The organism is Allobosea sp. CRIB-10 (assembly GCF_900112185.1).
Lineage (GTDB): Bacteria > Pseudomonadota > Alphaproteobacteria > Rhizobiales > Beijerinckiaceae > Allobosea.
Window position 1 is genome coordinate 341,306 of record NZ_FOKP01000003.1, and the last position, 21,054, is coordinate 362,359.

At 66.7% G+C, this 21,054-nt stretch carries 23 protein-coding genes; 12 read left to right on the plus strand and 11 right to left on the minus strand.

What is annotated here, in order from left to right; all coding sequences use genetic code 11:
- Positions 1-2 precede the first annotated feature (2 nt).
- Positions 3-899, plus strand: a complete 897-nt coding sequence (locus tag BMZ69_RS06670) for a metallophosphoesterase (RefSeq protein WP_092155773.1) — start codon at positions 3-5, stop codon at positions 897-899.
- Positions 900-1,044: 145 nt separating this feature from the next.
- On the opposite strand, the gene BMZ69_RS06675 is transcribed toward BMZ69_RS06670, so the two are convergent.
- Positions 1,045-1,641 (minus strand): L,D-transpeptidase, encoded by a 597-nt coding sequence (locus BMZ69_RS06675; RefSeq protein ID WP_092155853.1) that lies wholly within the window; start codon positions 1,639-1,641, stop codon positions 1,045-1,047.
- A 232-nt stretch (positions 1,642-1,873) separates the two neighbouring features.
- Here BMZ69_RS06675 and BMZ69_RS06680 point away from each other — a divergent pair, with 232 nt between their 5' ends.
- Positions 1,874-2,803 carry a histone deacetylase family protein gene (locus BMZ69_RS06680; protein ID WP_092155774.1) on the plus strand — a complete coding sequence of 310 codons (930 nt, stop codon included), beginning with the start codon at positions 1,874-1,876 and terminating at the stop codon, positions 2,801-2,803.
- A 140-nt stretch (positions 2,804-2,943) separates the two neighbouring features.
- On the opposite strand, the gene ribB is transcribed toward BMZ69_RS06680, so the two are convergent.
- The 6 genes from ribB to BMZ69_RS06710 all read right to left on the minus strand — a co-directional run bounded on the left by ribB (position 2,944) and on the right by BMZ69_RS06710 (position 11,455).
- Entirely contained in the window at positions 2,944-4,230 is a 1,287-nt protein-coding gene (gene ribB / locus BMZ69_RS06685) for a 3,4-dihydroxy-2-butanone-4-phosphate synthase (RefSeq protein WP_092155775.1), read from the minus strand.
- Between the two features lie 446 nt (positions 4,231-4,676).
- On the minus strand, positions 4,677-5,795 hold the full coding sequence (aroC, locus tag BMZ69_RS06690; protein WP_092155776.1) for a chorismate synthase: 1,119 nt from the start codon (positions 5,793-5,795) through the stop codon (positions 4,677-4,679).
- A gap of 30 nt (positions 5,796-5,825) precedes the next feature.
- On the minus strand, positions 5,826-6,272 hold the full coding sequence (locus BMZ69_RS06695; protein WP_092155777.1) for a type II toxin-antitoxin system VapC family toxin: 447 nt from the start codon (positions 6,270-6,272) through the stop codon (positions 5,826-5,828).
- Positions 6,272-6,514: a type II toxin-antitoxin system Phd/YefM family antitoxin gene (locus BMZ69_RS06700; protein ID WP_092155778.1), complete on the minus strand. Its 243-nt coding sequence runs from the start codon at positions 6,512-6,514 to the stop codon at positions 6,272-6,274. Before BMZ69_RS06700 ends, BMZ69_RS06695 begins: the two co-directional genes overlap by 1 nt.
- A 64-nt stretch (positions 6,515-6,578) precedes the next feature.
- Positions 6,579-10,619 carry a Pls/PosA family non-ribosomal peptide synthetase gene (locus BMZ69_RS06705; RefSeq protein ID WP_092155779.1) on the minus strand — a complete coding sequence of 1,347 codons (4,041 nt, stop codon included), beginning with the start codon at positions 10,617-10,619 and terminating at the stop codon, positions 6,579-6,581.
- A gap of 227 nt (positions 10,620-10,846) precedes the next feature.
- A complete protein-coding gene (locus tag BMZ69_RS06710; RefSeq protein WP_175506687.1) occupies positions 10,847-11,455 on the minus strand; it encodes a histidine phosphatase family protein in 609 nt (202 codons plus the stop codon).
- 145 nt (positions 11,456-11,600) lie between these two features.
- Here BMZ69_RS06710 and folP point away from each other — a divergent pair, with 145 nt between their 5' ends.
- Genes folP through folK form a run of 3 tightly spaced genes read left to right on the plus strand, consistent with a single transcriptional unit; the run spans position 11,601 to position 13,319 of the window.
- Positions 11,601-12,434, plus strand: coding sequence for a dihydropteroate synthase (gene folP, locus BMZ69_RS06715; protein WP_092155780.1), 834 nt, complete (start codon positions 11,601-11,603; stop codon positions 12,432-12,434).
- The gene (folB, locus tag BMZ69_RS06720; protein ID WP_092155781.1) at positions 12,431-12,805 is read left to right on the plus strand and encodes a dihydroneopterin aldolase; all 375 of its coding nucleotides are present in this window, start codon (positions 12,431-12,433) and stop codon (positions 12,803-12,805) included. Before folP ends, folB begins: the two co-directional genes overlap by 4 nt.
- A complete protein-coding gene (gene folK / locus BMZ69_RS06725) occupies positions 12,795-13,319 on the plus strand; it encodes a 2-amino-4-hydroxy-6-hydroxymethyldihydropteridine diphosphokinase (protein ID WP_244543238.1) in 525 nt (174 codons plus the stop codon). Before folB ends, folK begins: the two co-directional genes overlap by 11 nt.
- A gap of 4 nt (positions 13,320-13,323) precedes the next feature.
- Here folK and fabI read toward each other — a convergent pair whose 3' ends face one another.
- The 3 genes from fabI to BMZ69_RS06740 form a co-directional block, all read right to left on the minus strand.
- Entirely contained in the window at positions 13,324-14,163 is an 840-nt protein-coding gene (gene fabI, locus BMZ69_RS06730; protein ID WP_092155782.1) for an enoyl-ACP reductase FabI, read from the minus strand.
- 97 nt (positions 14,164-14,260) lie between these two features.
- Positions 14,261-15,181 carry a DnaJ C-terminal domain-containing protein gene (locus BMZ69_RS06735; protein WP_092155783.1) on the minus strand — a complete coding sequence of 307 codons (921 nt, stop codon included), beginning with the start codon at positions 15,179-15,181 and terminating at the stop codon, positions 14,261-14,263.
- 84 nt (positions 15,182-15,265) lie between these two features.
- Positions 15,266-15,655 (minus strand): RT0821/Lpp0805 family surface protein, encoded by a 390-nt coding sequence (locus BMZ69_RS06740; protein ID WP_244543239.1) that lies wholly within the window; start codon positions 15,653-15,655, stop codon positions 15,266-15,268.
- A 213-nt stretch (positions 15,656-15,868) separates the two neighbouring features.
- On the opposite strand from BMZ69_RS06740, the gene pdxH reads away from it, so the two are divergent.
- The 6 genes from pdxH (at position 15,869) to BMZ69_RS06770 (ending at position 19,632) form a co-directional block, all read left to right on the plus strand.
- A complete protein-coding gene (gene pdxH / locus BMZ69_RS06745) occupies positions 15,869-16,471 on the plus strand; it encodes a pyridoxamine 5'-phosphate oxidase (protein WP_092155785.1) in 603 nt (200 codons plus the stop codon).
- On the plus strand, positions 16,471-17,217 hold the full coding sequence (locus tag BMZ69_RS06750; RefSeq protein ID WP_092155786.1) for a DUF3800 domain-containing protein: 747 nt from the start codon (positions 16,471-16,473) through the stop codon (positions 17,215-17,217). Before pdxH ends, BMZ69_RS06750 begins: the two co-directional genes overlap by 1 nt.
- 153 nt (positions 17,218-17,370) lie before the next feature.
- Positions 17,371-18,147 carry an SDR family NAD(P)-dependent oxidoreductase gene (locus BMZ69_RS06755; RefSeq protein ID WP_244543240.1) on the plus strand — a complete coding sequence of 259 codons (777 nt, stop codon included), beginning with the start codon at positions 17,371-17,373 and terminating at the stop codon, positions 18,145-18,147.
- Positions 18,144-18,623: an NUDIX hydrolase gene (locus BMZ69_RS32355; RefSeq protein ID WP_280142070.1), complete on the plus strand. Its 480-nt coding sequence runs from the start codon at positions 18,144-18,146 to the stop codon at positions 18,621-18,623. The genes BMZ69_RS06755 and BMZ69_RS32355 overlap by 4 nt, the downstream gene beginning before the upstream one ends.
- Positions 18,623-19,072, plus strand: a complete 450-nt coding sequence (locus BMZ69_RS06765) for a TIGR02301 family protein (RefSeq protein WP_092155787.1) — start codon at positions 18,623-18,625, stop codon at positions 19,070-19,072. The genes BMZ69_RS32355 and BMZ69_RS06765 overlap by 1 nt, the downstream gene beginning before the upstream one ends.
- Positions 19,073-19,362: 290 nt before the next feature.
- On the plus strand, positions 19,363-19,632 hold the full coding sequence (locus tag BMZ69_RS06770; RefSeq protein WP_175506688.1) for a hypothetical protein: 270 nt from the start codon (positions 19,363-19,365) through the stop codon (positions 19,630-19,632).
- Here BMZ69_RS06770 and BMZ69_RS06775 read toward each other — a convergent pair whose 3' ends face one another.
- Positions 19,633-19,980: a winged helix-turn-helix transcriptional regulator gene (locus tag BMZ69_RS06775; protein WP_092155788.1), complete on the minus strand. Its 348-nt coding sequence runs from the start codon at positions 19,978-19,980 to the stop codon at positions 19,633-19,635.
- 186 nt (positions 19,981-20,166) lie between these two features.
- Between BMZ69_RS06775 and BMZ69_RS06780 the strand changes: the two genes are divergently transcribed.
- Positions 20,167-21,042, plus strand: a complete 876-nt coding sequence (locus BMZ69_RS06780; protein WP_092155789.1) for an NAD(P)-dependent oxidoreductase — start codon at positions 20,167-20,169, stop codon at positions 21,040-21,042.
- Positions 21,043-21,054: the final 12 nt, after the last annotated feature.

A 21,054-nucleotide genomic window follows, 5' to 3' on the forward strand; every position in this document is an offset into this window, starting at 1 on the left:
AAATGCTTGACCGGCGCAGAGTCCTGCAGACTCTCGCCGGTCTTTTTCTGTCCAGCGTCGGGCTCGGCGGTTATGCCTATGCTTGGGAGCCGACCCATCAGGGCGTGACCCGCTACAGGCTGAAGCCCACCCGCTGGCCGGAGGGGCGGAAGCTGCGCCTCGCCGTGCTCACGGACCTGCATGTCGGCGGCCCGCATATGCCGGTCGCGCGCGTCCGCGAGATCGTCGACCAGACCAACGCGCTGCAACCGGACCTTACCCTGCTGGTCGGCGATTTCGTCGCCAGCCGCACTCGCCGTTCCGGTGACCCGGCACCAGCGGAATGGGCGGCCGAGCTCGCCCGGCTGCGGGCACCGGCCGGGCGCTTCGCCGTCCTCGGCAATCATGACTGGTGGCAGGACGAGCGCGCGCAGCGGGAGCTCAAGGGGCCGACCCAGTCCACCATTGCGCTCGAGGCCGTCGGTATTCCCGTGCTGGAGAACCGGGCGGTCAGGCTCGAGACCAGAGCCGGACCGCTCTGGATCGCCGGGCTGGGGGATCAGGAAGCATTCGTGCTGCGCCGCCGCCCACGCGGGTTCCGCTATGGCGTCGATGACCTCCCCACCACGCTCGCCATGGTCGAGGACGACGCGCCGCTGATTCTGATGGCGCACGAGCCCGACATCTTCGCCGAAGTCCCTGACAGGGTCGACCTCACCCTGTCAGGCCACACCCATGGCGGGCAGGTCAGGCTGTTCGGCTGGTCGCCGATCGTGCCGTCGCACTACGGCAACCGCTATGCCTATGGCCATGTCCAGGAGAACGGCCGCGACCTCGTCGTCTCGGCCGGGCTCGGCACCAGCAAGCTGCCGATCCGGCTGGGCGCGCCGCCGGAGATCGTGCTGATCGAATTGGGGTGAACGCCCCCGTCATTGCGAGGAGCAAAGCGACGAAGCAATCCAGAAGGGCTCGCTCTGCCGCACTGGATTGCTTCGCGGAGCCTGTCCTCGGACCTGCCGAAGGCAGGACCCGGGGGCTCGCAATGACGGTGAAGCGACGACGCCCTTAGCGAACGATGACCTTCCCGCCGACCTGGGCGCGGTTGTAGAGGTCGATCGCATCGATATTGCGCATCCGGATGCAGCCGGACGAGGCCGAGCGGCCAATCGTCTCCGGCTCATTGGTGCCGTGGATGCGATAAAGCGTGTCCTTGCCGTTCTGGTAGAGATAGAGCGCGCGGGCGCCGAGCGGGTTCTCCGGCCCGCCCTCCATGCCGCCGGCGCGCGGCGCCAGATGCGGCCAGCGCGCGATCATCTCGGCCGGCGGCGTCCAGCGCGGCCACTCGGCCTTGCGCTGCATCACCGCGGTGCCGGTCCAGCCGAAGGCCTCGTCGCCGGTGGCGACGCCGTAGCGGATCGCCTTCTTGTTCGGCAGCACGAAGTAAAGGTACTTCTCGGTCGTATCGACCACGATCGTGCCGGGCTCTTCGCCGGTCGGATCGTTGATCTCGTAAGGCAGATGCGTGATCTGCGTCTCGAAATTCGGGACGAGCGCCATGTATTCGGCATCGCGTGCCGAGAGCGATGGGGCATGAACCGTCTTGTACTGGCAGGCGCCAAGAAGCACCGACAAGCCGAGCACCACAACGAAAGTCTGCTTCATGGGTTCCACCGCCGGCATCGAGACGATGCTCGTTATGATGAATGCTTCGTTAAAAAACGGTGACCCGACAAGGCACGGCCCGGGTCGAACACGACCCGGTCTTACGGCGCAAACGTATTTCAGGCAATGAAGTTCCAGCGCTGCTCTGGCGTCTTGCTGCGGTGCAGTGACAATATGGTCACGCTTGCGGCCTACCCGGTTCGGCCTGTTCCTTGACTTCGGAGACCTTCCTGTGACGACGCTCCTGATCAGCCACCCGTCCAGCCTGCGCCATGCCACGCCGCAGGGTCATCCCGAGCGCGCCGACCGGATTCGAGCTGTCGAGCAGGCCCTGGAAGACGAGCGTTTCGCGCTCCTGCAGCGCGTCGAGGCTCCGGAAGGCACGCTTGCCCAGGTCGAGCTCTGCCACCCGGCCGCCTATGCGCAGGCGATTTCCGAAGCGGCGCCGCAGCAAGGCCTCGTCCAGATCGACGCAGACACCATCATGTCGCCAGGCACGCTCTCCGCGGTGCTGCACGGCGTCGGCGGCGCCGTCCATGCCGTCGACGAGGTGATGTCCGGGCGCGTCGACAACGCCTTCAGCGCCATGCGCCCTCCCGGCCACCATGCCGAGAGCGAAAAGGCAATGGGCTTCTGTTTCTTCAACAACGCCGCCATCGCCGCCCGCCATGCGCAGCGGGTTCATGGCGCCGAGCGCGTCGCCATCGTCGACTGGGACGTCCATCACGGCAACGGCACACAGGAGATCTTCTGGGGCGATGCCAGCGTGCTCTATGCCTCGACCCATGAGATGCCGCTCTATCCGGGCACCGGCGCCCCGTCCGAGCGCGGCGAGCATGGCACCATCGTCAACGCGGCACTCAGGGCCGGCGACGGCAGCGACGCTTTCCGCGACGCTTTCGAGAGCGCGATCCTGCCCCGGCTCGCGGATTTCCGGCCCGATCTCGTGATCATCTCGGCCGGCTTCGACGCGCATTGGCGCGACCCGCTCGCCAACATCAACCTGAAGGAGCCTGATTTCGCCTGGGCGACACAGAAATTGATGGAGATCGCCGACCGCCATGCCGCCGGTCGCATCGTCTCGATCCTGGAAGGCGGCTACGACCTCGAAGGCCTGTCGAAATCGACCGCCGCCCATGTCATGGCGCTGATGCGGGGGTGAATCCCGCAGCCCTCATCCTGAGGAGCAGGCGGGAGCCTGCGTCTCGAAGGATGCTCCAGCTCGCGAAGATGGCGCCCTCTGGATCATCCTTCGAGGCGTGCCTGCGGCGCTCCTCAGGATGAGGGCTGAGTTATGGCCGCTCACTCCAACGGCGCGGTCTCGGCGATCTCGATGCCGAAGCCGGAGAGACCGACGAAGGCGCGAGTCGAGGAGGCCAGGTTGACGATCGAGGCGACGCCGAGATCGCGCAGGATCTGGGCGCCGAGGCCGACCTCGCGCCATTGCTGCGAGCGCAGCGCATCCGAGCCTTCCTCGCCCTCGACGCTCTTGATCGGCACGCCGGCCGAGCCGTCGCGCAGATAGACCAGCACGCCCTTGCCCTCCTGCTGGAAGCGGCGCAGCACGCACTGGATCGAGGACGCCCCGCCGAGCACGTCGGCGACGACACTGGCGCGGTGCAGCCGAGCCGGGACCTTCTCGCCGTCGCCGAGCTTGCCCATGACGAAGGCGAAATGCTGGGTGTCGTCGAACGGCGTCACATAGACATGGCCGGTCATCTCGCCGAACTCGGTCTTGACCGGGAAGGAGTGCACCCGCTCGACCAGCTTCTCGCGCGCCTGGCGATAGGCGATGAGGTCGGCGACGGTGATCTGCTTGAGATTGTGCTTCTGGGCGAAGGCGGTGATCTGCGGGCCCTTCATCACCGTGCCGTCATCATTGGCAAGCTCGCAGATCACGCCGACAGGCGGCAGCTCGGCGAGCTTGCAGAGATCGACGGCGGCCTCGGTATGGCCCGAGCGCATCAGCACGCCGCCATCCTTGGCGATCAGCGGAAAGACATGGCCGGGCCGGACGAAATCGGCGGCGCCCATATTGCCATTGGCGAGCGCACGCACCGTATTGGTGCGCTGCTCGGCCGAGATGCCGGTGGTCAGCCCATGCTTGACGTCGACGGTGATGGTGAAGGCGGTGCCGAGCGGAGCATCATTGGAGGAGACCATCGGGTCGAGCCGCAAACGGCGCGCCTCGCCCGCCGTCAGCGGCGCGCAGACGATGCCGCAGGTGTTGCGGATGATGAAGGCCATCTTCTCCGGCGTGCAGAGCGAGGCGGCGACGATCAGATCGCCCTCGTTCTCGCGGTCGTCGTCATCGGTAACGATGACGATCTCGCCGCGCGCGAAGGCTTCGACGGTCTCGGCGACATTGCTTGCGGTCATGGCAGCCTCGCGCGGGCCCTGCAGGCCCAGGAAGTCGTTGGGGGTGACGGCGCCGCCGGTCGCGGCGGTGATGCGCTCGGCACTCTCGCGCGAAATCCAGGCAGTGGGATCGTTGCAGAGCGCCGTGACGCTGGCAGGCGACAGGCCGACCTGCCGCGCGAAGGCGCTGCGGGCGGTCTTGGTTTGCTGGAGCCAGACGTCGAGCTTCATGACGCCAAGTTAGTACGGCTCCACTTCATTCGCAATGAAGAGCGTAAGATTTTTTAGTGATACTGAAATGACTATTCCAAGCCGTCATGGTCAGGCTTGATCCGACCATCTCGGAAACCAGAGGCATCTCGTCACGAGATTCTCGGGTCAAGCCCATGGCTGTCCGGTTCACTGAACGCAGGCGTTGGAGCCTCTATCCTTGGAGGGTTGGAGAGCCGCGACAGGCTCTCTCTCCCGGAACGGGGGAGAGATGGAGAGGGGGCCGGCGCAACATCCGGCCAGTCCGGCTCTGCTCCCTCCCAAACCCTCCCCCGTTCCGGGAGAGGGCTTCCGCGCATGTCCGTCCGGTGTCGCTGACTGAAAGAGTCGAGATCCCTTGAGTTTTCCGGCACACAGTCGGGTTGAGCCGGACAGCCGCGGGGCAAGCCCGAGAATGACGCCTGTGGTCACCCCTCGAACGGCCAGCGCGGCTCGATCACGCCGACCTGCGCGCGATGGCGCAAGAACTGGTCGGCAAGAACGCAAGCGACCATCGCCTCGCCGACCGGCACGGCGCGGATGCCGACGCAGGGGTCGTGCCGGCCCTTGGTGAACATCTCGGTCTCGCCGCCGGTGCGGTTCACCGTGGCGCGGGGCGAGAGGATCGACGAGGTCGGCTTGACCGCGAAGCGCGCCACGATCGGCTGGCCGGTCGAGATGCCGCCCAGGATGCCGCCGGCATGGTTCGACAGGAACAGCGGCTTGCCGTCATTGCCGGCGCGCATCTCGTCGGCATTCTCCTCGCCGGAGAGCTCGGCCGCGCCGAAACCGTCGCCGATCTCGACACCCTTGACCGCGTTGATGCTCATCAGCGCCGCGGCGATCTCGGCGTCGAGCTTGCCGTAGATCGGCGCGCCCAGCCCCGCCGGCACGCCCTCGGCGACGACCTCGAGCACCGCCCCGATCGAGGAGCCGGACTTGCGGATGCCGTCGAGATAGTCGGCGAAGCGCTCGGCCGCCTTGGCGTCCGGGCAGAAGAACGGGTTGTTGCCGACCTCGTCCCAGTCCCAGTTGCCGCGGTCGATCTTGTGCGGGCCCATCTGCACGAGCGCGCCGCGCACCACCATGCCCGGCACGACCTTGCGGGCGATCGCCCCGGCCGCGACCCGCATCGCCGTCTCGCGCGCCGAGGAGCGGCCGCCGCCGCGATAGTCGCGGATGCCGTATTTCACGTCATAGGTGAAATCGGCATGGCCGGGCCGGTACTTGTCCTTGATCTCGGAATAGTCCTTCGAGCGCTGGTCGACATTGTCGATCATCAGCCCGATCGAGGTTCCCGTCGTGACCTGCTCGCCATCGCTCTCGCGCGCGAAGACGCCGGAGACGATACGGACCTGGTCCGGCTCCTGACGCTGCGTCGTATAGCGCGACTGGCCGGGCCGGCGCTTGTCGAGGTCGCGCTGGATCTCGGCCTCGCTCAACGGGATCAGCGGCGGGCAGCCATCGACGACGCAGCCGATCGCAGGCCCATGGCTCTCGCCGAAGGTGGTGACGCGGAAGAGATGGCCGAAAGTGTTGTGCGACATGAGGACCCGACGAACTGAAGCGCTGGCTTCTTATCTCGTTTCCGGCAGCGGCGGCAGCCCCTGAAACGGGTCGAGCACGGAAACGCCCAAGGGCGCGAAATGCCGGAGGTTTCGGGTCAGCACGGTCAGGCCGTGCGCCTGCGCCGTCGCGGCGATGGCGATGTCCTCGAAACCAGGACGATGCGCCCGCGCCCGATCCAGCAAGTCTCCAGCGAGATGCGCGCAGCGCAGATCGAACGGCAGGACTTTCTCCCCATAGAAGTGTTCGACCGCCTGCCACCATTCGCGGAGCGAACGTGCCTTGGCGCTGGCGCCTTCCCGCTCGGCTTTTGCGACACCCGCCGCCACCTCGGCGGCGGTGATGACCGACAGAAAGAGATGTGGGCTCGCCTGATCGAGCCAGATGGCCAGGTCTTTCGCGTCCGCTCGCTTCGAGGGGGCGAGCGCCGAGATCACATTGGTGTCGACCAGGAACATCAGAGATCGACGGGCGAGCGCAGCTCTCCGCTTCGAGCGGGAATGTCCTCCGCATCGCCCGGAAAGGCCGCGAGCAGGCGCCCGAAGCTCGGTGCGCGTGCGAGCCGCTCATAGTCCTCGAACGACAGGATGACCGCATCCTTGCGGCCATGGCGCGTAATGATCGACGGGGTTCCCCGGACCGCCTGATCGACCACCGCCGACAGCGTCGCCTTCGCATCCTTGAGCTGGATTTCCCGCATCGCGACCTCCGATATGACCACTGTAGTCATATATTGTCGAAATGGCTGCGGGCAAGACTATCAGCTAGGTCGAGCGATGAGCGGCAGGCCGCTCGCCTAGTACCCCGCTCGCCGGCACGGCCGGCGCGCCTTCCCAGCGGGTGTTCGCCGGCAGGTTCTCGCCCTTCATGATCACGGTGAGCAGGCCGATCTGGGCGTAGTCGCCGACATGGGTGTCGTAGAGCACGGTCGCGCCGGCGCCGACGCAGACGCCTTTGCCGAGCGTGACCTTGCCGACCTTCATCACCCGGTCCTCGTAGAGATGGGTCTGCAGCGCGGAATGGGCGTTGACGGTGCAGAAGTCGCCGACCTTGATGCAGTCGAACTCGGTGATGTCAGTCGAGTCCAGCCAGACGCCCTGGCCGTATTGCGCGCCGAACAGGCGCAGGAACCAGGGCAGGAACGGCGTGCCGCGCAGATAGTCGAACAGCACCTTGCCGCCCAGGCCCCAATAGAGCACGGCGATCGCCTCGGTGCGCATCGCCCAGAACGACCACATCGGCTTCATCACCGGCTTGTAGACGCCCATCAGCAGCCATTTCATCAGCGCGCAGATCAGCGCCTGGGTGATAGCGATGACCACGGCACAGCCCATGAAGGCGAGAACGAGGCCGGCCCAGTCGCGATCGAATATCTTCTGCTGCAGCACGAGGTCGACCGCGATGGTGCCGAAGGTGATGAACAGCATCGCCGGGAAGGAGGTGTGCAGCGCCTCGAAGCCGGCGCGCGCCAGCTTCTTGCCGAGCGAGGGCTTGTAGGTCCAGTCGGCTCCGAGATCGACCTTCTGCCGCGTCGGCAGCTTGATCGGCGGCGAGCCGAACCAGGTGTCGCCGGCGCTCATCAGCTCGTTCGCCGGCGGCTTCGACTTGATGCCGATCAGCACCTTGTCGGGAATCACCGCACCCGGCGGCACGACCGCATCGTTGCCGACGAAGACCTGCTCGCCGGTGCGGGTCATGTCGAGGCGCATATAGCCGCGCCGCATGTCCTCGTCGCCGAAGATCACCTCGTCGGCGATGAAGTTGCCGGCGCCGATCCCGGTGATGTCGTAGCGCCCCGAGAGATTGGTCGAGATCTCGGCGCCCTGCCCGATCCGTGCGCCCATCATCCGGTACCAGAAGCGCATATAGATCGTCGCGAACAGCGAGGACAGCGTCTCCAGCGTCACCTCGGTCGCCAGCGCCACCGTCCATTTGCGGGCGTAGAAGCCCGAATGGATCGAATAGGTGCCGGAGGAGACGCGCGGCAGGATCGCCCAGCGCAGCGCGCAAATCAGGAAGACCGTGACGGTGATGAGCCCGATCGCCGTCGGCCAGGTCAGGATCGGCAGATACCAGAGATAGCTGACGTCGGACCAGGTCGCGACCCAGTTGTCGATCTTGTCGAACAGCCAGAAGGCCGGGAAGATCGGCAGCAGGCTGATCGGCGGCAGCACGATCAGCATGACCACGTAGAACAGCGTCATCGCCGCCCGGCGCCCAGCGCTCGCTTCGGCCTGAGGCGGCAGGGACTCGAGATCGACCGTGCCGGTCTTGCGGGCGGGTGAACCGTCCCAGATCTCGGCCGTGCCGACGGTCGCGCCGGGCGCGATCGCGGTGAGGTCCCCGATTTCGGCATGGTCACCGATGGTGCAGCCATGGCCGAACACAACCGAGGAGCCGGCATAGACGTCCTTGCCGATCGTGATCCTGCCGATGATGAAATCGGCGCCGATCGCCTCGGCATTGGCGAAGGTGGTCTTCGATCCCAGCGTCGTGCCGTCGCCCAGCTCGACCAGGTCGACCGCGCCGGCCTCGTAATCGGAGATGATGACGTCGCGCCCGACCTTGGCGCCGAGCAGGCGCCAGTAGAAGCGCATCACCGGCGTGCCCTGCAGCCATTTGATGTGCACCAACCCGGCGACGCGCGAGGCGAACCACCAGCGGAAGTAATAGACGCCCCAGAGCGGATAGGTCCCAGGCTTGGTCCGGCCGAGCACCAGCCATTTCAGGCCGATCGCGATGAAACCGGTGACGATGGTGATCGCGACATAGATGCCGAGCAACGCAAAGACCTGCGCCATCGCCGACAGCTCTTCGCCCGAGAGTAGCATGTAGCTGACGAAGATGCCGAGCCATTGCGCCGTCGACAGGCTGATGATGATCGGCAGCGCGATTGCCTGGGCCAACCCGCAGAGGAAGCGGCGGCGCAGCGGCGGCGGCGTGAAGGAGAGGTCCTCCTCGGCCCGCACGCCACGCGCATCGAGCAGTTCCGCCATCGCCCGCAAGGTGCGCGCGCCATAGACGTCCTGCAGGGTGATGCCGGCATAGGCCGGCGTCTCGCGCACGATCGAGATGAAGCGCGCCGCCAGCAGCGAATGGCCGCCCAGATCGACGAAGAAGTCGGCCTCGAGCGGCAGCGCCTGCGCGCCGAGCACGCGCTTGGCCGCGTCGAGCAGCGCAGCCTCGGTCTCGTTGCGCGGCGGCTCCTGCTCGCCGCTCGCGGCCGGCGCCGTCAACGGCGCAGCCTTCAGCATCTTGCGGTCGACCTTGCCCGAGACCATGCGCGGCAGCGAGCCAACCGGCTCGAAATGCGCCGGGATCATGTAGGGCGGCAGCTTCTCGCGCAGCGATGCCCGCAGCACCGAGCCCTCGATCTGTACGCCGGGCTCGCCGACCAGGAAGGCGACGAGCCGCTCGATGCCGTCATCACTGCGCAGCACCACGGCGGCCTGGCTGATGCCGGCCTCGTCGGACAAGGCCGTCTCGATCTCGCCGAGCTCGACGCGGAAGCCGCGGATCTTGACCTGGTCGTCGATTCGGCCGTGGAAGACGATGTTGCCGTTCTCGTCGAGGCTGACGGCATCGCCGGAGCGGTAGAGGATCGGATCGCCGCCGCTGCCGCCGAACGGGTTGGCGATGAACTTCTCGGCCGTGAGCTCGGGCCGCAGATGATAGCCCTTGGCGACGCCCGGCCCGCCGATCAGCAGCTCGCCCTGCTGGCCGACGCCGGTCAGCTTCATCTCCTCGTCGACGATATAGGCGGTGTAGTTCGGGATCGGCTTGCCGATGGTGACGGTCTCGCCCGGCTCGACCGGGGCGGCCGTCGCCACCACCGTCGCCTCCGTCGGCCCGTAGGTGTTGAAGATGCGCCGGTCGGGTTTCGACCATTTCTGCACGATCGAGGGCGGCAACGCCTCGCCGCCGAGCAGGATCAGTTTCAGCGATGGCACGTCGGCCGGCAGGATGCCGAGCAAAGTCGGCACCGTGTCGATCACGGTGACGCCGGCCTCGGTCAGGATCGCCGGCAGCTTCTCGGCGTCGCCCATCATCTGCGGCGTCGCGACGAACAGGGTCGCGCCGACGAGATAAGGCGTCCAGATTTCCTCCATCGACAGATCGAAGGCAACGGAGGCGCCCTGGAAGACGACATCGTCCGGCCCCATGCCGTAGAGCGCGTTCCCCGAGCGCAAGAAATGGCAGATGTTGCGCTGGCTGATGACGATCGCCTTGGGCGTACCGGTCGAGCCCGAGGTGTAGATCAGATAGGCGGGATGGTCGGGGGTCAGCCCCACTGCCCGCGCTGGCATCGCCTGACCGTCGCTGGCCTGTGCGAGTTGCTGCGGGCACCAGACCTTGCGTTCGGTGGCTGCAGCACGCGCTTTCCAGTCGGTCTGCGTCACCAGCCCCTTGGCGCTGGCATCGTTGAGGCAGATGGCGATGCGCTCGACCGGCGCCTCGGCGTCGAAGGGCAGCCAGGCGGCGCCCGACAGCGTGATCGCGATCTGCGCCACCAAGAGCTCGATGCCGCGCGGCATCCAAAGGCCGACCATGTCGCCCGGCCCGACGCCGGACAGCGCGAGCCCGCGCGCCTGCGCCTGCGCCTCCGCCCAGACCTGCGCATAGCTCAGCCGCCGCTCGCCGCAGATCAGCGCCGGGTGGTCTGGGCGCGCGGACACACTCGCTGCAAAGATCTCGGCGAGCACCTCGTCGCGCAGCAGCTCTGGCCGCTTTTCGCCCGCCAGCATGGCGAGCGCGGTCGCGCTCGAATCGGCGATGCCGGCCGAAACTGTGGTGATGTCGTTCATCTTGCCCCGTCGAGATCCGGACCGGCGCCCGGACCACTCTCACGCCGGCCGTCTCCCCGTGACGACGCGTCCGCCAGTCCCCCGGCCGGCCCCGCAGCCGCGCGGGTCCTCACCAGCCGATCATACCTGCGAAGGTGTGGCTGAACCGAGGCTGAACGGCAAGCGGGAAGACGGGACGCGGTTAAGCAGTGGCGCGCATTTGCGCCCGACTGTCACATCCAGGCCCCTTACATCCAAGTCGCCTTGCCGCCCTCGACCACCAGGATCTTGCCCTGCCAGATCTCGACGCGCGCCGCATCGGCCGTGCCGACCGCACCGATCAACGCCAGCACCGCCCGCGCCACGCCGCCATGGCTGACCATCACCGTGTCCGGCGCCAGCCCTTCCAGCACCGGCCGGATGCGCTCGGCCAGCATGCGGTAGCTCTCGCCGCCGGGGGGCACGAAGCCCCATTTGTCGCGCTCGCGGGCTTGGGCGCGCTCACGCTCGCTCGCATTCGCACTCTTGCGGATTTCGCGCCAGGTGAAGCCTTCCCAGTCGCCGAAGGTCAGTTCGCGCAGGCGCTCGTCGATACGGAACGCTTCGGGCGGCAGGTCGAGCTCGCGGCGCAGGATCGTCATAGTCTCCCGCGCCCGCTCCATCGGCGAGCAGATATAGTCGACGCTGGCGTAATCGGGCGTCAGCGCCTTGAGCCGGCGCGCCGCCTCCTCCGCCTGCATGCGGCCGAGGGCGTTGAGCGGAATGTCCTTGCCGCCCTGCAGCCGCCCCTCCCGATTCCAGTCGGTTTCGCCGTGGCGGACAAGGAAGAGGCGACCGGGAATCGTCAGCGGAATCATGCTTCGCCTCATGCACGCTGCCGACAGCAAGGTCAAAGCGGCGAAAGCGCCGCAGGTCCCATCCTCACCGTCTCGTGAGCTTTGTGGTGGCCGCGTCCCGAAGGCCTGTGTAAGAGGCAGGCAATCGCACCGACATGATCGCCGCATGACCGCCACGCTGACATTGCCGGATGGCCGCAGGCTCGACCTCGGCGGAAGGCCCCTGCTGATGGGCGTGGTCAACGTCACCCCGGATTCCTTTTCCGATGGCGGCCTCTTCGCCGACCCCGCGGTCGCCGTGGCGCATGGGCTGAGGCTGGCGCGGCAGGGCGCCGATATCGTCGATGTCGGCGGCGAATCGACACGGCCGGACCATACCCGCCTCGATGCGGCAAGCGAGCTCGCCCGGGTCATGCCGGTCATCACCGGCATCGCCGCGCAGAGCGACATCCCGATCTCGATCGACACCTACAAGGCCGAGGTCGCCGAGGCCGCGCTCAAGGCCGGCGCCTCGATCGTCAACGATGTCTGGGGCGCGCAGCGCGAGCCCGCGATCGCCGGCGTCGCGGCGCGCCATGGCGCTCCCATCGTCCTTATGCACAACCGCGAGGAGGTCGATCCCGAGATCGACATCCTCAACGAGGTCCTGCGCTTCCTCGAGCGCTCGATCGCGATCGCCATCGAAGCTGGCGTGCCGCGCAGCCAGATCGTCGTCGATCCCGGCATCGGCCGCTTCGGCAAGACCGCCGAGCAGTCGCTACTGCTGATGAAGCAGCTTCGCCGCATCAGTGAGCTCGGCTGCCCGGTCCTACTCGGCGCCTCGCGCAAATCGGTGCTCGGCCACGTCATCGGCAAGACGGTCCCGGCTCAGCGCGTCGCCGCCAGCATCGCCGCGCATCTCTACGGCGTCACCCAAGGCGCCGCCATTATCCGCGCCCATGACGTCGACGAGCATGTCGACGCCCTGAAAATCTGGGCGGCGATCGGAGCAGCACAATGAGCGCGACCGGACAGATCTTCATCGAGGCGCTCGACCTCTACGCCTATCATGGCCATTTCGCCGAGGAGGGCCGGCTCGGCCAGCGCTTCTCGATGGACCTGGTGCTCGACTGCGACCTGCGGGCCTCCTCGCTCAGCGACGACATCGCCGACACCGTCGACTATGGCGAGGTCGTCGGCCTGGTGACGCGCACCTTCTCGGCCAAGCGCTTCAAGCTGCTTGAGGCGGCGGCGCGGGCGCTGGCAACCGCGATCCTGGCGGAATACCCGACGGTGACCCGTGTCGCCGTCACCTTGCGCAAGCCGGCCCCGCCGATTCCGGGCCGGATGGAATCGGTCGGCATCAAGCTGGATTTCACGCGTGACGGTTGAAGCGACGCTCGGGCTGGGCGGCAATCTCGGCGATCCCGTGGCGGCCTTCGCCGCGGCGCTGGCACGGCTGCGCGCCCATGCCGCCGTCGAGCTGAAGGCCGCTTCTTCAGTCTGGCGCACCGCGCCCTGGGGCAAGCTCGACCAGCCGGAATTCCGCAACATGGCGGTGCTGATCGAGACGTCCCTCTCGGCCGAGGACCTGCTATCGCTCTGCCTCGACATCGAGCGTCAGAGCGGCCGCGAGCGGCGCGAGCGCTGGGGGCCGCGCACGCTCGACATCGACATTCTGACCTATGGCAACGTGGTCATCGACCGGCCCGGCCTGCAGATCCCGCATCCGCGCATCGCCGAGCGCGCCTTCGTGCTGGCGCCGCTGGCGGAGATCGCGCCGGGGATCGTGATAGGGGAACGCAGCGTCGCTGAACTCTTCGCGGCGATCGCCAGCGATGATGTCAGCCGCGATGCCGAGGGCATGACGCGGCTGAAAGCGATGCTGACATCTCAGCCGGGCTGAACGCTCACTCGCCCTTGTCGAGCGAGATGTCCGGCGCGGTCGGCACCTTCATGCCGACGACATGGTAGCCGGCGTCGACATGCATGATCTCGCCGGTGATGCCGCGCGACATGTCGGAGACCAGGAACACCGCGGTCTCGCCGACCTCCTCGATGGTGACTGTGCGGCGCAGCGGCGAGTTGTACTCGTTCCACTTCAGGATGTAGCGAAAATCACCGATGCCGGAGGCCGCCAGCGTCTTGATCGGCCCGGCCGAGATGGCGTTGACGCGGATTTTCTGCGGGCCGAGATCGGCGGCGAGATACTGCACGCTCGATTCCAGCGCAGCCTTGGCCACGCCCATGACGTTGTAGTGCGGCATCCACTTTTCGGCGCCGTAATAGGTCAGCGTCAGCAGCGAGCCGCCATCCGGCATCAGCTTCTCGGCGCGCTGAGTGATCGCCGTGAAGGAATAGCAGGAGATCAGCAGCGACTTCGAGAAATTGGCCTCGGTCGTGTCGACATAGCGGCCGGTGAGCTCGTCCTTGTCGGAGAAGGCGATGCAGTGGACGACGAAGTCGAGCTTGCCCCAGAGCTTCTCGATCTCAGCGAAGACCGCATCGATCGATGCCCCGTCGGTGACGTCGCAATGGCCGACGACATGGCCGCCAAGCTGCTGCGCCAGCGGCTCGACCCGCTTCTTCAAGGCGTCGCCCTGATAGGTGAAGGCGAGCTCGGCGCCGGCATCCGCGGCCGCCTTGGCGATGCCCCAGGCGATCGAGCGGTTGTTGGCGACGCCCATGACGAGACCGCGCTTGCCCCGCAGGAGGTTGGCGGTCGGGGCGGCGCTGCTGGATTCAGGCATCTGAGACCTTCGAACTGGACGAACCGGCAAAAGAGAACCGGACGGTCTCTTAACCGAGGCGGTCGAAGGGTGGAAGCGCCCTGTGCCGAAATCCTGTTCAGCCCGCGCGCGCCTTCATCAGCGCGGTCAGCTCGGCATCCTCAGCCGGCATCTCGATGTCGATCGAGACGAAGAGGTCGCCATGCTCGCCCTTCTTCGCGCCCGGCAGCCCCTTGCCACGCAGGCGGAACTGGCGCGTCGTGCCGGTCAGCGGCGGTACCTTCATCTCGACGGCGCCTGACAGCGTCGGCACATGAATCGGCCCGCCCAGCACGGCGGTCGCGAGCGGCACCGCGACGCGCGCGCGCAGGTTGATGCCGTCTATCGTGAAGCGGGAATCGGGCCTCACCTTGATCGTCATCAGCACGTCGCCGGCCTCGCCGGTGAGCGGATGAGTCTGGCCGAGGCCGCGCAGGCGCATGACCTTGCCGTCGGCGACACCCTCGGGGATCGTCACCTCGACCTCGCGCCCGCCGGGCAGCTTCACCCGGCGCGTGCCGCCATTGACCGCTTCGGCCAGGCCGACTTCCAGCGTGAAGCTCTGCTCCGGCGGCTTCTGCGGCGCGCTCTGCCGGCCCCGGGCACCGCCGCGCCTGGCGGCCTCGCCGAAGAGCGAGCCGAAGATGTCGGCGGGGTCGAAGCCGGGATCGCCGCCACGGCCGAAAGGCGCGCCGCCGCCGTCGAAATTGAACTCGAAGCCGCCATGCTGCGCCCCGCGGCGTCCCGCGCCCATGCCCTCGAAACCGGAGAAGCGCGGCTTGCCCTCGGCATCGATCTCGCCGCGGTCGAATTGCTTGCGCTTGTCGGCGTCGCCGAGGACCTCATAGGCGGTGTTGAGCTCGGAGAATTTTTCCTGCGCCTTCGGGTCGCCCTGGTTGCGGTCGGGGTGCAGGTCCTTGGCGCGGCGGCGATAAGCCTTCTTGATCTCGGCCTCATCAGCCGATTTCGCCACGCCCAGAACCTGATACGGATCACGCATTCAAACACACCCCCGGAGGCTTCGTATTCCGGCGTACCGGAACCGCCCCCTAGATGGGAAGACTGTGGCGTAGTTGCAACAGGCCTAGGCCGCGCCTTTCCACGGCTTGGCATCTTTTACAGCCCATTCGCCGCCGGACGGACGACAGGCCGTGCCCTGCAGCTTTACCGGGCCGGTCTGCAAGATCATCGAGGCCAGGAACGCCCGGCAGATCTCGTCCGATTTCAGGAACGGCCCGCCGACCGGGGTGAAGACGCCCTTCATGCCGCTCTGGGCATTGTCCCAGGAAACCGGCGCACCGTTGCCCTGCGGGTCGAGCGCCAGCGCCATCGCACCTTCCGCCCGGCGCCAGTCCTCGGGGCCGAGATCGGGCGCGAGCGTGGTGAGCGGGCTCCTGCCCTCCACGGCCCGCGCCGGCAGCACCGAGGCGGTGGTCATCGCGACCTCGTCCTCGGCCTTGCTCGACAGGCCCATGATCGGGAAGGAGATCGAGCAGCCGGCTGAAACCAGCGCAAGCAGGACCGCGCCGGCGAGCGATGCCCCGCATGCAAGGGGACTGCGCTCACGCGGCCTCTGGCTCCGCTGCGCGCGGGGCTTATATATGTCTGCCAAATCAAACCGCATTACGGATCGCGCTCGCCCAACGCTTCCCAAAAACCTTCGAGGATTAAGCACGTGAATGCGTTAATGAGCGGTGACTTCACCGAAGCGAGCGAGCCTTTCGCCCTGTTCGAAAGCTGGCTGGATGAGGCCAAGGCCTCCGAGCCCAACGACCCCAACGGCATGGCGCTCTCGACGGTCGACGCCGACGGCATGCCCAATTCGCGCATGGTCCTGCTCAACGGCCGCAGCCCCGAAGGCTTCGTCTTCTACACCAATACCCAGAGCCAGAAGGGCGAGGAACTCGCCGGCCAGCCCAAGGCGGCGGCGCTGTTCCACTGGAAGAGCCTGCGCCGCCAGGTCCGCATCCGCGGCCCGGTCAGCCGCGTCAGCGACGCCGAGGCCGACGCCTATTTCCAGTCGCGCCCGCGCGACAGCCGCATCGGCGCCTGGGCCTCCCAGCAGTCGCGGCCGCTCGAGAGCCGGTTCGCCCTTGAGAAGGCGGTAGCGAGCTATGCGCTGAAATTCGGCGTCGGCGAGGTGCCGCGCCCGCCGCACTGGACCGGCTTCCGCATCGCCCCGGTCTATATGGAATTCTGGCGCGACGGCGCCTTCCGCCTGCATGACCGCATCGTCTTCCGCCGGGGCAACCCCGGCGACGCCTGGACCAAGACCCGGCTCTACCCCTGATGCCCGACAAGGATTTCAGTGATTACATCGTCTATGTCGACGAGAGCGGCGATCACAGCCTGACTGCGATCAACCCGCAGAATCCTGTCTTCGTGCTGGCGTTCTGTATCGTTGAAAAGGCGGCCTACTACGAGACTATCGTCCCGCGCATGCAGAAGCTGAAATTTGACTTCTGGGGCCACGATTGCGTCATCATGCACAGCCATGACATCCGCAAAGCGAAGGGTGATTTCAAGATCTTGTTGAATGCGCAGACGCGCGCAGAATTCGTCGAGCGGATGAACGCAACGATGGAGGATTTGCCGTTCACGGTGATTGCAGCAGTTATCGATAAGCCGCGGCACCGAGCACGCTATGCGAACCCCAGAAATCCCTATGAGATCGCTCTAGCCTTTTGTGTCGAGCGCCTTCAACATTGGCTACGCGAACGCAATCAATCCGAACCGTTGACCTATGTCGTGGTAGAGCGGCGCGGAGCTGCTGAGGATGCTAAGCTCGAATTAGAGTTTAGAAGGATCGCCGACGGCCAGAATGCCTTAGGTCAAATCGATAATCTCGCCATTCGATTCATGGACAAGCGCAACAATTCAACCGGCTTGCAACTCGCCGATCTCGTCGCGCACCCGATAGGTCGGCACGTCATTGATCCAGCCCAGGCGAACCGTGCTTTCGAGCTGATCGAACCCAAGCTACGTCGTGGCCCAAATGGTCGCGTACCCGGCTATGGTCTCAAAATATTCCCTTGAAAGCGAAGGGCCCCGAGGAGTTCCCCGAGGCCCAGCGCCGAACGAGCATTCCCGTTCCATTTGTATGATAGCTAGTGAATTGAGCATAAAAAGTCAAGTAAAAATTCCTATAGCAGCCAACGCAGACCCGGTGAATCGGAGCAGATTGCCCAAATGGCCATGCCCAAATTCGACTTTCCGAAGACCGAGCCGGGCAAGCGCCCGGTCATGCTGCTCACCGGCGCCAGCCGCGGCATCGGCCACGCCACGGTGATGCAGTTCGCCATGGCCGGCTGGCGTATCCTCTCCTGCTCGCGCCAGGCCTTCTCCGAAAAATGCCCCTGGCCGTCGGGCGCCGACGACCATGTCCAGATCGATCTCGGCGACCCCGAGGACACGATGCGCGGCATCGCCGAGATCAAGAAGCGCCTCGCCGCGGAGGGCGGCAAGCTCAACGCGCTGGTCAACAATGCCGGCATCTCGCCGAAAGGGCCGAAAGGCGGACGCCTCGGCGCCGCGACGACCTCCTTCAACGACTGGCACCAAGTCTTCCAAGTCAATTTCTTCGCGCCGATCATGCTGGCGCGCGGCCTGCTGGACGAGTTGACCGCAGCGCAGGGTGCGATCGTCAACGTCACCTCGATCGCCGGCTCGCGCGTCCACCCCTTCGCAGGCGCCGCCTATGCGACCTCGAAGGCGGCGCTCGCCAGCCTGACCCGCGAGATGGCCGCCGATTTCGGGCCGCTCGGCATCCGCGTCAATGCGATCTCGCCGGGCGAGATCGACACCGCCATCCTCTCCCCCGGCACCGAGAAGATCGTCGAGAAGCTGCCGATGCAGCGCCTGGGCAAGACCGAGGAGGTCGCCAAAGCGATCTATTTCCTCTGCACCGACGCCTCGAGCTACGTCACCGGCGCCGAGCTCCACATCAATGGCGGGCAGCACGTGTGAGCGAACAGGACAACGGCCAGATCATCCGTTTCCCGAACCCCGCCCGCGCCCTGGCGCGCCCGGTGCTGGCCGCCTCGGTCGCCGTCTTCCGTGACGGCGAGGTGCTCTTGGCGACGCGGACGAAGCCGCCGGCCGACCAACTCTGGTCGCTGCCCGGTGGCAAGGTCGAGGCCGGAGAGAGCCTGGAGGAAGCGGCGCTGCGCGAACTCCAGGAAGAGGTCGGCGTCAGCGCCCGGATCATCGGCTTCAATCGCCATGTCGAGATCGTCGGCCGCGATCCCAAGGGGGCGGTGACCCATCATTTCGTCATCGCCTCCTTCGTCGGGGAGTGGCTGTCCGGCGAGCCGCAGCCCGGCCCCGAGGCCGGCGCGGTGATGTGGGCCGATCCGCTCAAGCTTGGTGGCCTGCCGACGACGCGCGAACTCGGCGACGTGCTGCGTCGCGCCGCGACCATCTTCGCGGGTGATGCTCGCTGATGAGGGGACACGCGCTCGCAGCCCTCATCCTCGCGGCACTGATTGCGAGCCCCGAGGCGCTACAAGCGCAGACGCGACGACCGGCCCAGCCGCAACAACAGCAGCAACGTCCGGCGGAACCCGCGCCGCCGGAACCCGAATCATCCGCCCCGCCCTACGAGCCGCAATTGCTGCAGCTCGCCGAGATCATCGGCTCGCTCGCCTATCTGCGCACGCTCTGCGAGACTCGCGAAGCCCAGGACTGGCGCGAGCGCATGGCGGCGCTGCTCGACTCGGAGGGCCGCTCGCCGCAGCGACGCGAGCGACTGGCGAGCGCCTATAATCGTGGCTTCCGCGCCTATTCGGCGACGCACCGCACCTGCAGCGACGGTACGCAGGAGGCTTCGGCCCGGCTGGCCCAGGAGGGCGAGAAGCTGGCGAAGGCGCTCGCAAGTCGCTTCGGCGGCTAGGAGATCGCAGCGCAAGGCGATGTCAGTTTTCGGGACAATCCGATGCATGAGCGGCGGGAAGCACCGCCGTTCTGCGCGGAATGGCGGGTGCCGCGCTCCGATTTCGGCACGGACCTGCGCCATCCTTAGGCAGAATTGTCCCCTACGAATTAACCTTTCTTAAAGACCATGATGGCGCCCGCCGGCTGCGGGCCGTATCCTTGGCGGGCAAATCACTGGAATGGTCGCGGGTTCTCGCCCGCCCCGTTCCTTCCGACAGGTTCCTTTCCACGCCGGATACCGCTGCCTTCATGTCCGCTCTCTCCGACGACCTGCCGCTCGACCCGACCCTCGCCGAGGACGTCAAAGACGCCCGGCACGTCGCCTACAGCTATGTCGAGGACGCCTTCGCCGAGGCGCGCCAGGACGGACTCGATTCCGACGCGCTCGCCCACGCCGCCCTGTTCGCGGCGATGCGCACGCTGGTCGAGACCTATGGCGAGGAGGCGACGGCCGTCTTCGCCGAGGCCCTGCCCGAGAAGATCCGTTGCGGCAGCTTCACCACCGGCACCCGGCACTGATCATTCGGCCGCAACGGGGAGTCCGCTGCGCCCGGAATGGGCGAGCCCCCATAGCGCCAGAGTATGCGCGGCGTCGTTGAGCGCGGTCCCGGCCGGCGTCAGCGAATACTCGACCCGCAGCACCGCCTCGTCGAAGGCCTCGCGCCTGACGACGCCGTCGCGTTCCATCTCGCGCAATTGCTCAAAGAGCACCTTCTCGCTGATGCCCGGCAGACGCCGGCGCAATTCGCCGAAGCGCAGCGCCCGCTCATGCAGTTCCCACAGGATCGCCGACTTCCAGCGCCCGCCGATCACCGACAGTGCCTGGCCGAGACCACATTCGTCCGGCAGATTGACCCTGATTGGCATGGCCTTCTCCAATCGACCACTTACATTCATGTAAGTAATTGAAATAAAAAACTAAATCACAAATTCTCCTGCGGAAGCCGCCGGCATGAGCCGGGATCGGCCGACACAGAAACCTGCGCGACGCCGCGCGATCGAAGGCCTGCCTTCTATCGCAGCCGTGCTCCCGCCCTGTCAGGAGAATGAACTGTGAAACCCACGATCGCTGTCATTGGCCTCGGCCGCATGGGCTCGGCCCTCGCCCGGGCCTTCCTCGCCGCCGGCTACACCACCCATGTCTGGAACCGCTCGCCCGACAAGGCGACCGCGTTCGCTGACCAGGGCGCGAGCATCGCGCCGTCGGTCTCCGTCGCCGCCGCTGCAGCCGACATCATCGTCGTCTGCGTCAGCACCTATGCCGATTCGGACAGGCTGCTTCGCTCTCCCGAAGCTGCGGCCACCCTGCGCGGCAAGTTGATCGTCCAGGTCTCGTCCGGCTCGCCGAACCAGGCGCGCGAACAGGCCCGGTGGGCGGCCGGCAACGGCACCGCCTATCTCGACGGGGCGATCATGGCGACGCCGGACTTCATCGGCGAGCCGGGCGGCACCGTCCTCTATTCCGGGCCGCGGGCCCTGTTCGAGGCGAACCGGGAAGTCTTTGCCGCGCTCGGCGGCAATCCGCAATTCGTCGGCGAGGATGTCGGCCACGCCTCGGCGCTCGACCTTTCCCTGCTCGGGCAGATGTGGGGTGCGCTCTTCGGCCAGTTCCAGGCAGCCGCGATCTGTCAGGCCGAGGGCATCGCGCTCGACCTGTTCGAGGAACACCGGCAGGCCTTCCACCCCGTCGTCGAGGGTGCAGTGGTCGACCTGGTCACCCGCATCCGTGACCGCCGCTTTGCCGCCGACGCGGAGACCCTGGCCTCGCTCGACGTCCACTACGGCGCCTTCGGCCTGCTCCTGCAGCTCTGCAGCGAGCGTGGCCTGCACGATCTCGTCCCCAAAGCGCAGGACAGCCTGTTCCGCAAGGCGATCGAGGCCGGCCACCGCCAGGACGATTTCGCCGCCATCGCGCAATTCATGCGCTGACGAACAGCCTGC

What these genes read in the sequence shown, in the direction of transcription:
- BMZ69_RS06705 (WP_092155779.1), bottom strand. Translation starts at nt 10,619, where the DNA reads ATGAACGACATCACCACAGTTTCGGCCGGCATCGCCGATTCGAGCGCG.
- BMZ69_RS06740 (WP_244543239.1), bottom strand. Translation starts at nt 15,655, where the DNA reads ATGGGCCTGTCGAGCAAGGCCGAGGACGAGGTCGCGATGACCACCGCC.
- fabI (WP_092155782.1), bottom strand. Translation starts at nt 14,163, where the DNA reads ATGCCTGAATCCAGCAGCGCCGCCCCGACCGCCAACCTCCTGCGGGGC.
- BMZ69_RS06675 (WP_092155853.1), bottom strand. Translation starts at nt 1,641, where the DNA reads ATGAAGCAGACTTTCGTTGTGGTGCTCGGCTTGTCGGTGCTTCTTGGC.
- BMZ69_RS06775 (WP_092155788.1), bottom strand. Translation starts at nt 19,980, where the DNA reads ATGCCAATCAGGGTCAATCTGCCGGACGAATGTGGTCTCGGCCAGGCA.
- pdxH (WP_092155785.1), top strand. Translation starts at nt 15,869, where the DNA reads ATGAGCGGTGACTTCACCGAAGCGAGCGAGCCTTTCGCCCTGTTCGAA.
- BMZ69_RS06765 (WP_092155787.1), top strand. Translation starts at nt 18,623, where the DNA reads ATGAGGGGACACGCGCTCGCAGCCCTCATCCTCGCGGCACTGATTGCG.
- BMZ69_RS06700 (WP_092155778.1), bottom strand. Translation starts at nt 6,514, where the DNA reads ATGCGGGAAATCCAGCTCAAGGATGCGAAGGCGACGCTGTCGGCGGTG.
- BMZ69_RS06670 (WP_092155773.1), top strand. Translation starts at nt 3, where the DNA reads ATGCTTGACCGGCGCAGAGTCCTGCAGACTCTCGCCGGTCTTTTTCTG.
- folB (WP_092155781.1), top strand. Translation starts at nt 12,431, where the DNA reads ATGAGCGCGACCGGACAGATCTTCATCGAGGCGCTCGACCTCTACGCC.
- folP (WP_092155780.1), top strand. Translation starts at nt 11,601, where the DNA reads ATGACCGCCACGCTGACATTGCCGGATGGCCGCAGGCTCGACCTCGGC.
- BMZ69_RS06750 (WP_092155786.1), top strand. Translation starts at nt 16,471, where the DNA reads ATGCCCGACAAGGATTTCAGTGATTACATCGTCTATGTCGACGAGAGC.
- BMZ69_RS06770 (WP_175506688.1), top strand. Translation starts at nt 19,363, where the DNA reads ATGTCCGCTCTCTCCGACGACCTGCCGCTCGACCCGACCCTCGCCGAG.
- BMZ69_RS06735 (WP_092155783.1), bottom strand. Translation starts at nt 15,181, where the DNA reads ATGCGTGATCCGTATCAGGTTCTGGGCGTGGCGAAATCGGCTGATGAG.
- aroC (WP_092155776.1), bottom strand. Translation starts at nt 5,795, where the DNA reads ATGTCGCACAACACTTTCGGCCATCTCTTCCGCGTCACCACCTTCGGC.
- BMZ69_RS06710 (WP_175506687.1), bottom strand. Translation starts at nt 11,455, where the DNA reads ATGATTCCGCTGACGATTCCCGGTCGCCTCTTCCTTGTCCGCCACGGC.
- BMZ69_RS06755 (WP_244543240.1), top strand. Translation starts at nt 17,371, where the DNA reads ATGGCCATGCCCAAATTCGACTTTCCGAAGACCGAGCCGGGCAAGCGC.
- ribB (WP_092155775.1), bottom strand. Translation starts at nt 4,230, where the DNA reads ATGAAGCTCGACGTCTGGCTCCAGCAAACCAAGACCGCCCGCAGCGCC.
- BMZ69_RS06695 (WP_092155777.1), bottom strand. Translation starts at nt 6,272, where the DNA reads ATGTTCCTGGTCGACACCAATGTGATCTCGGCGCTCGCCCCCTCGAAG.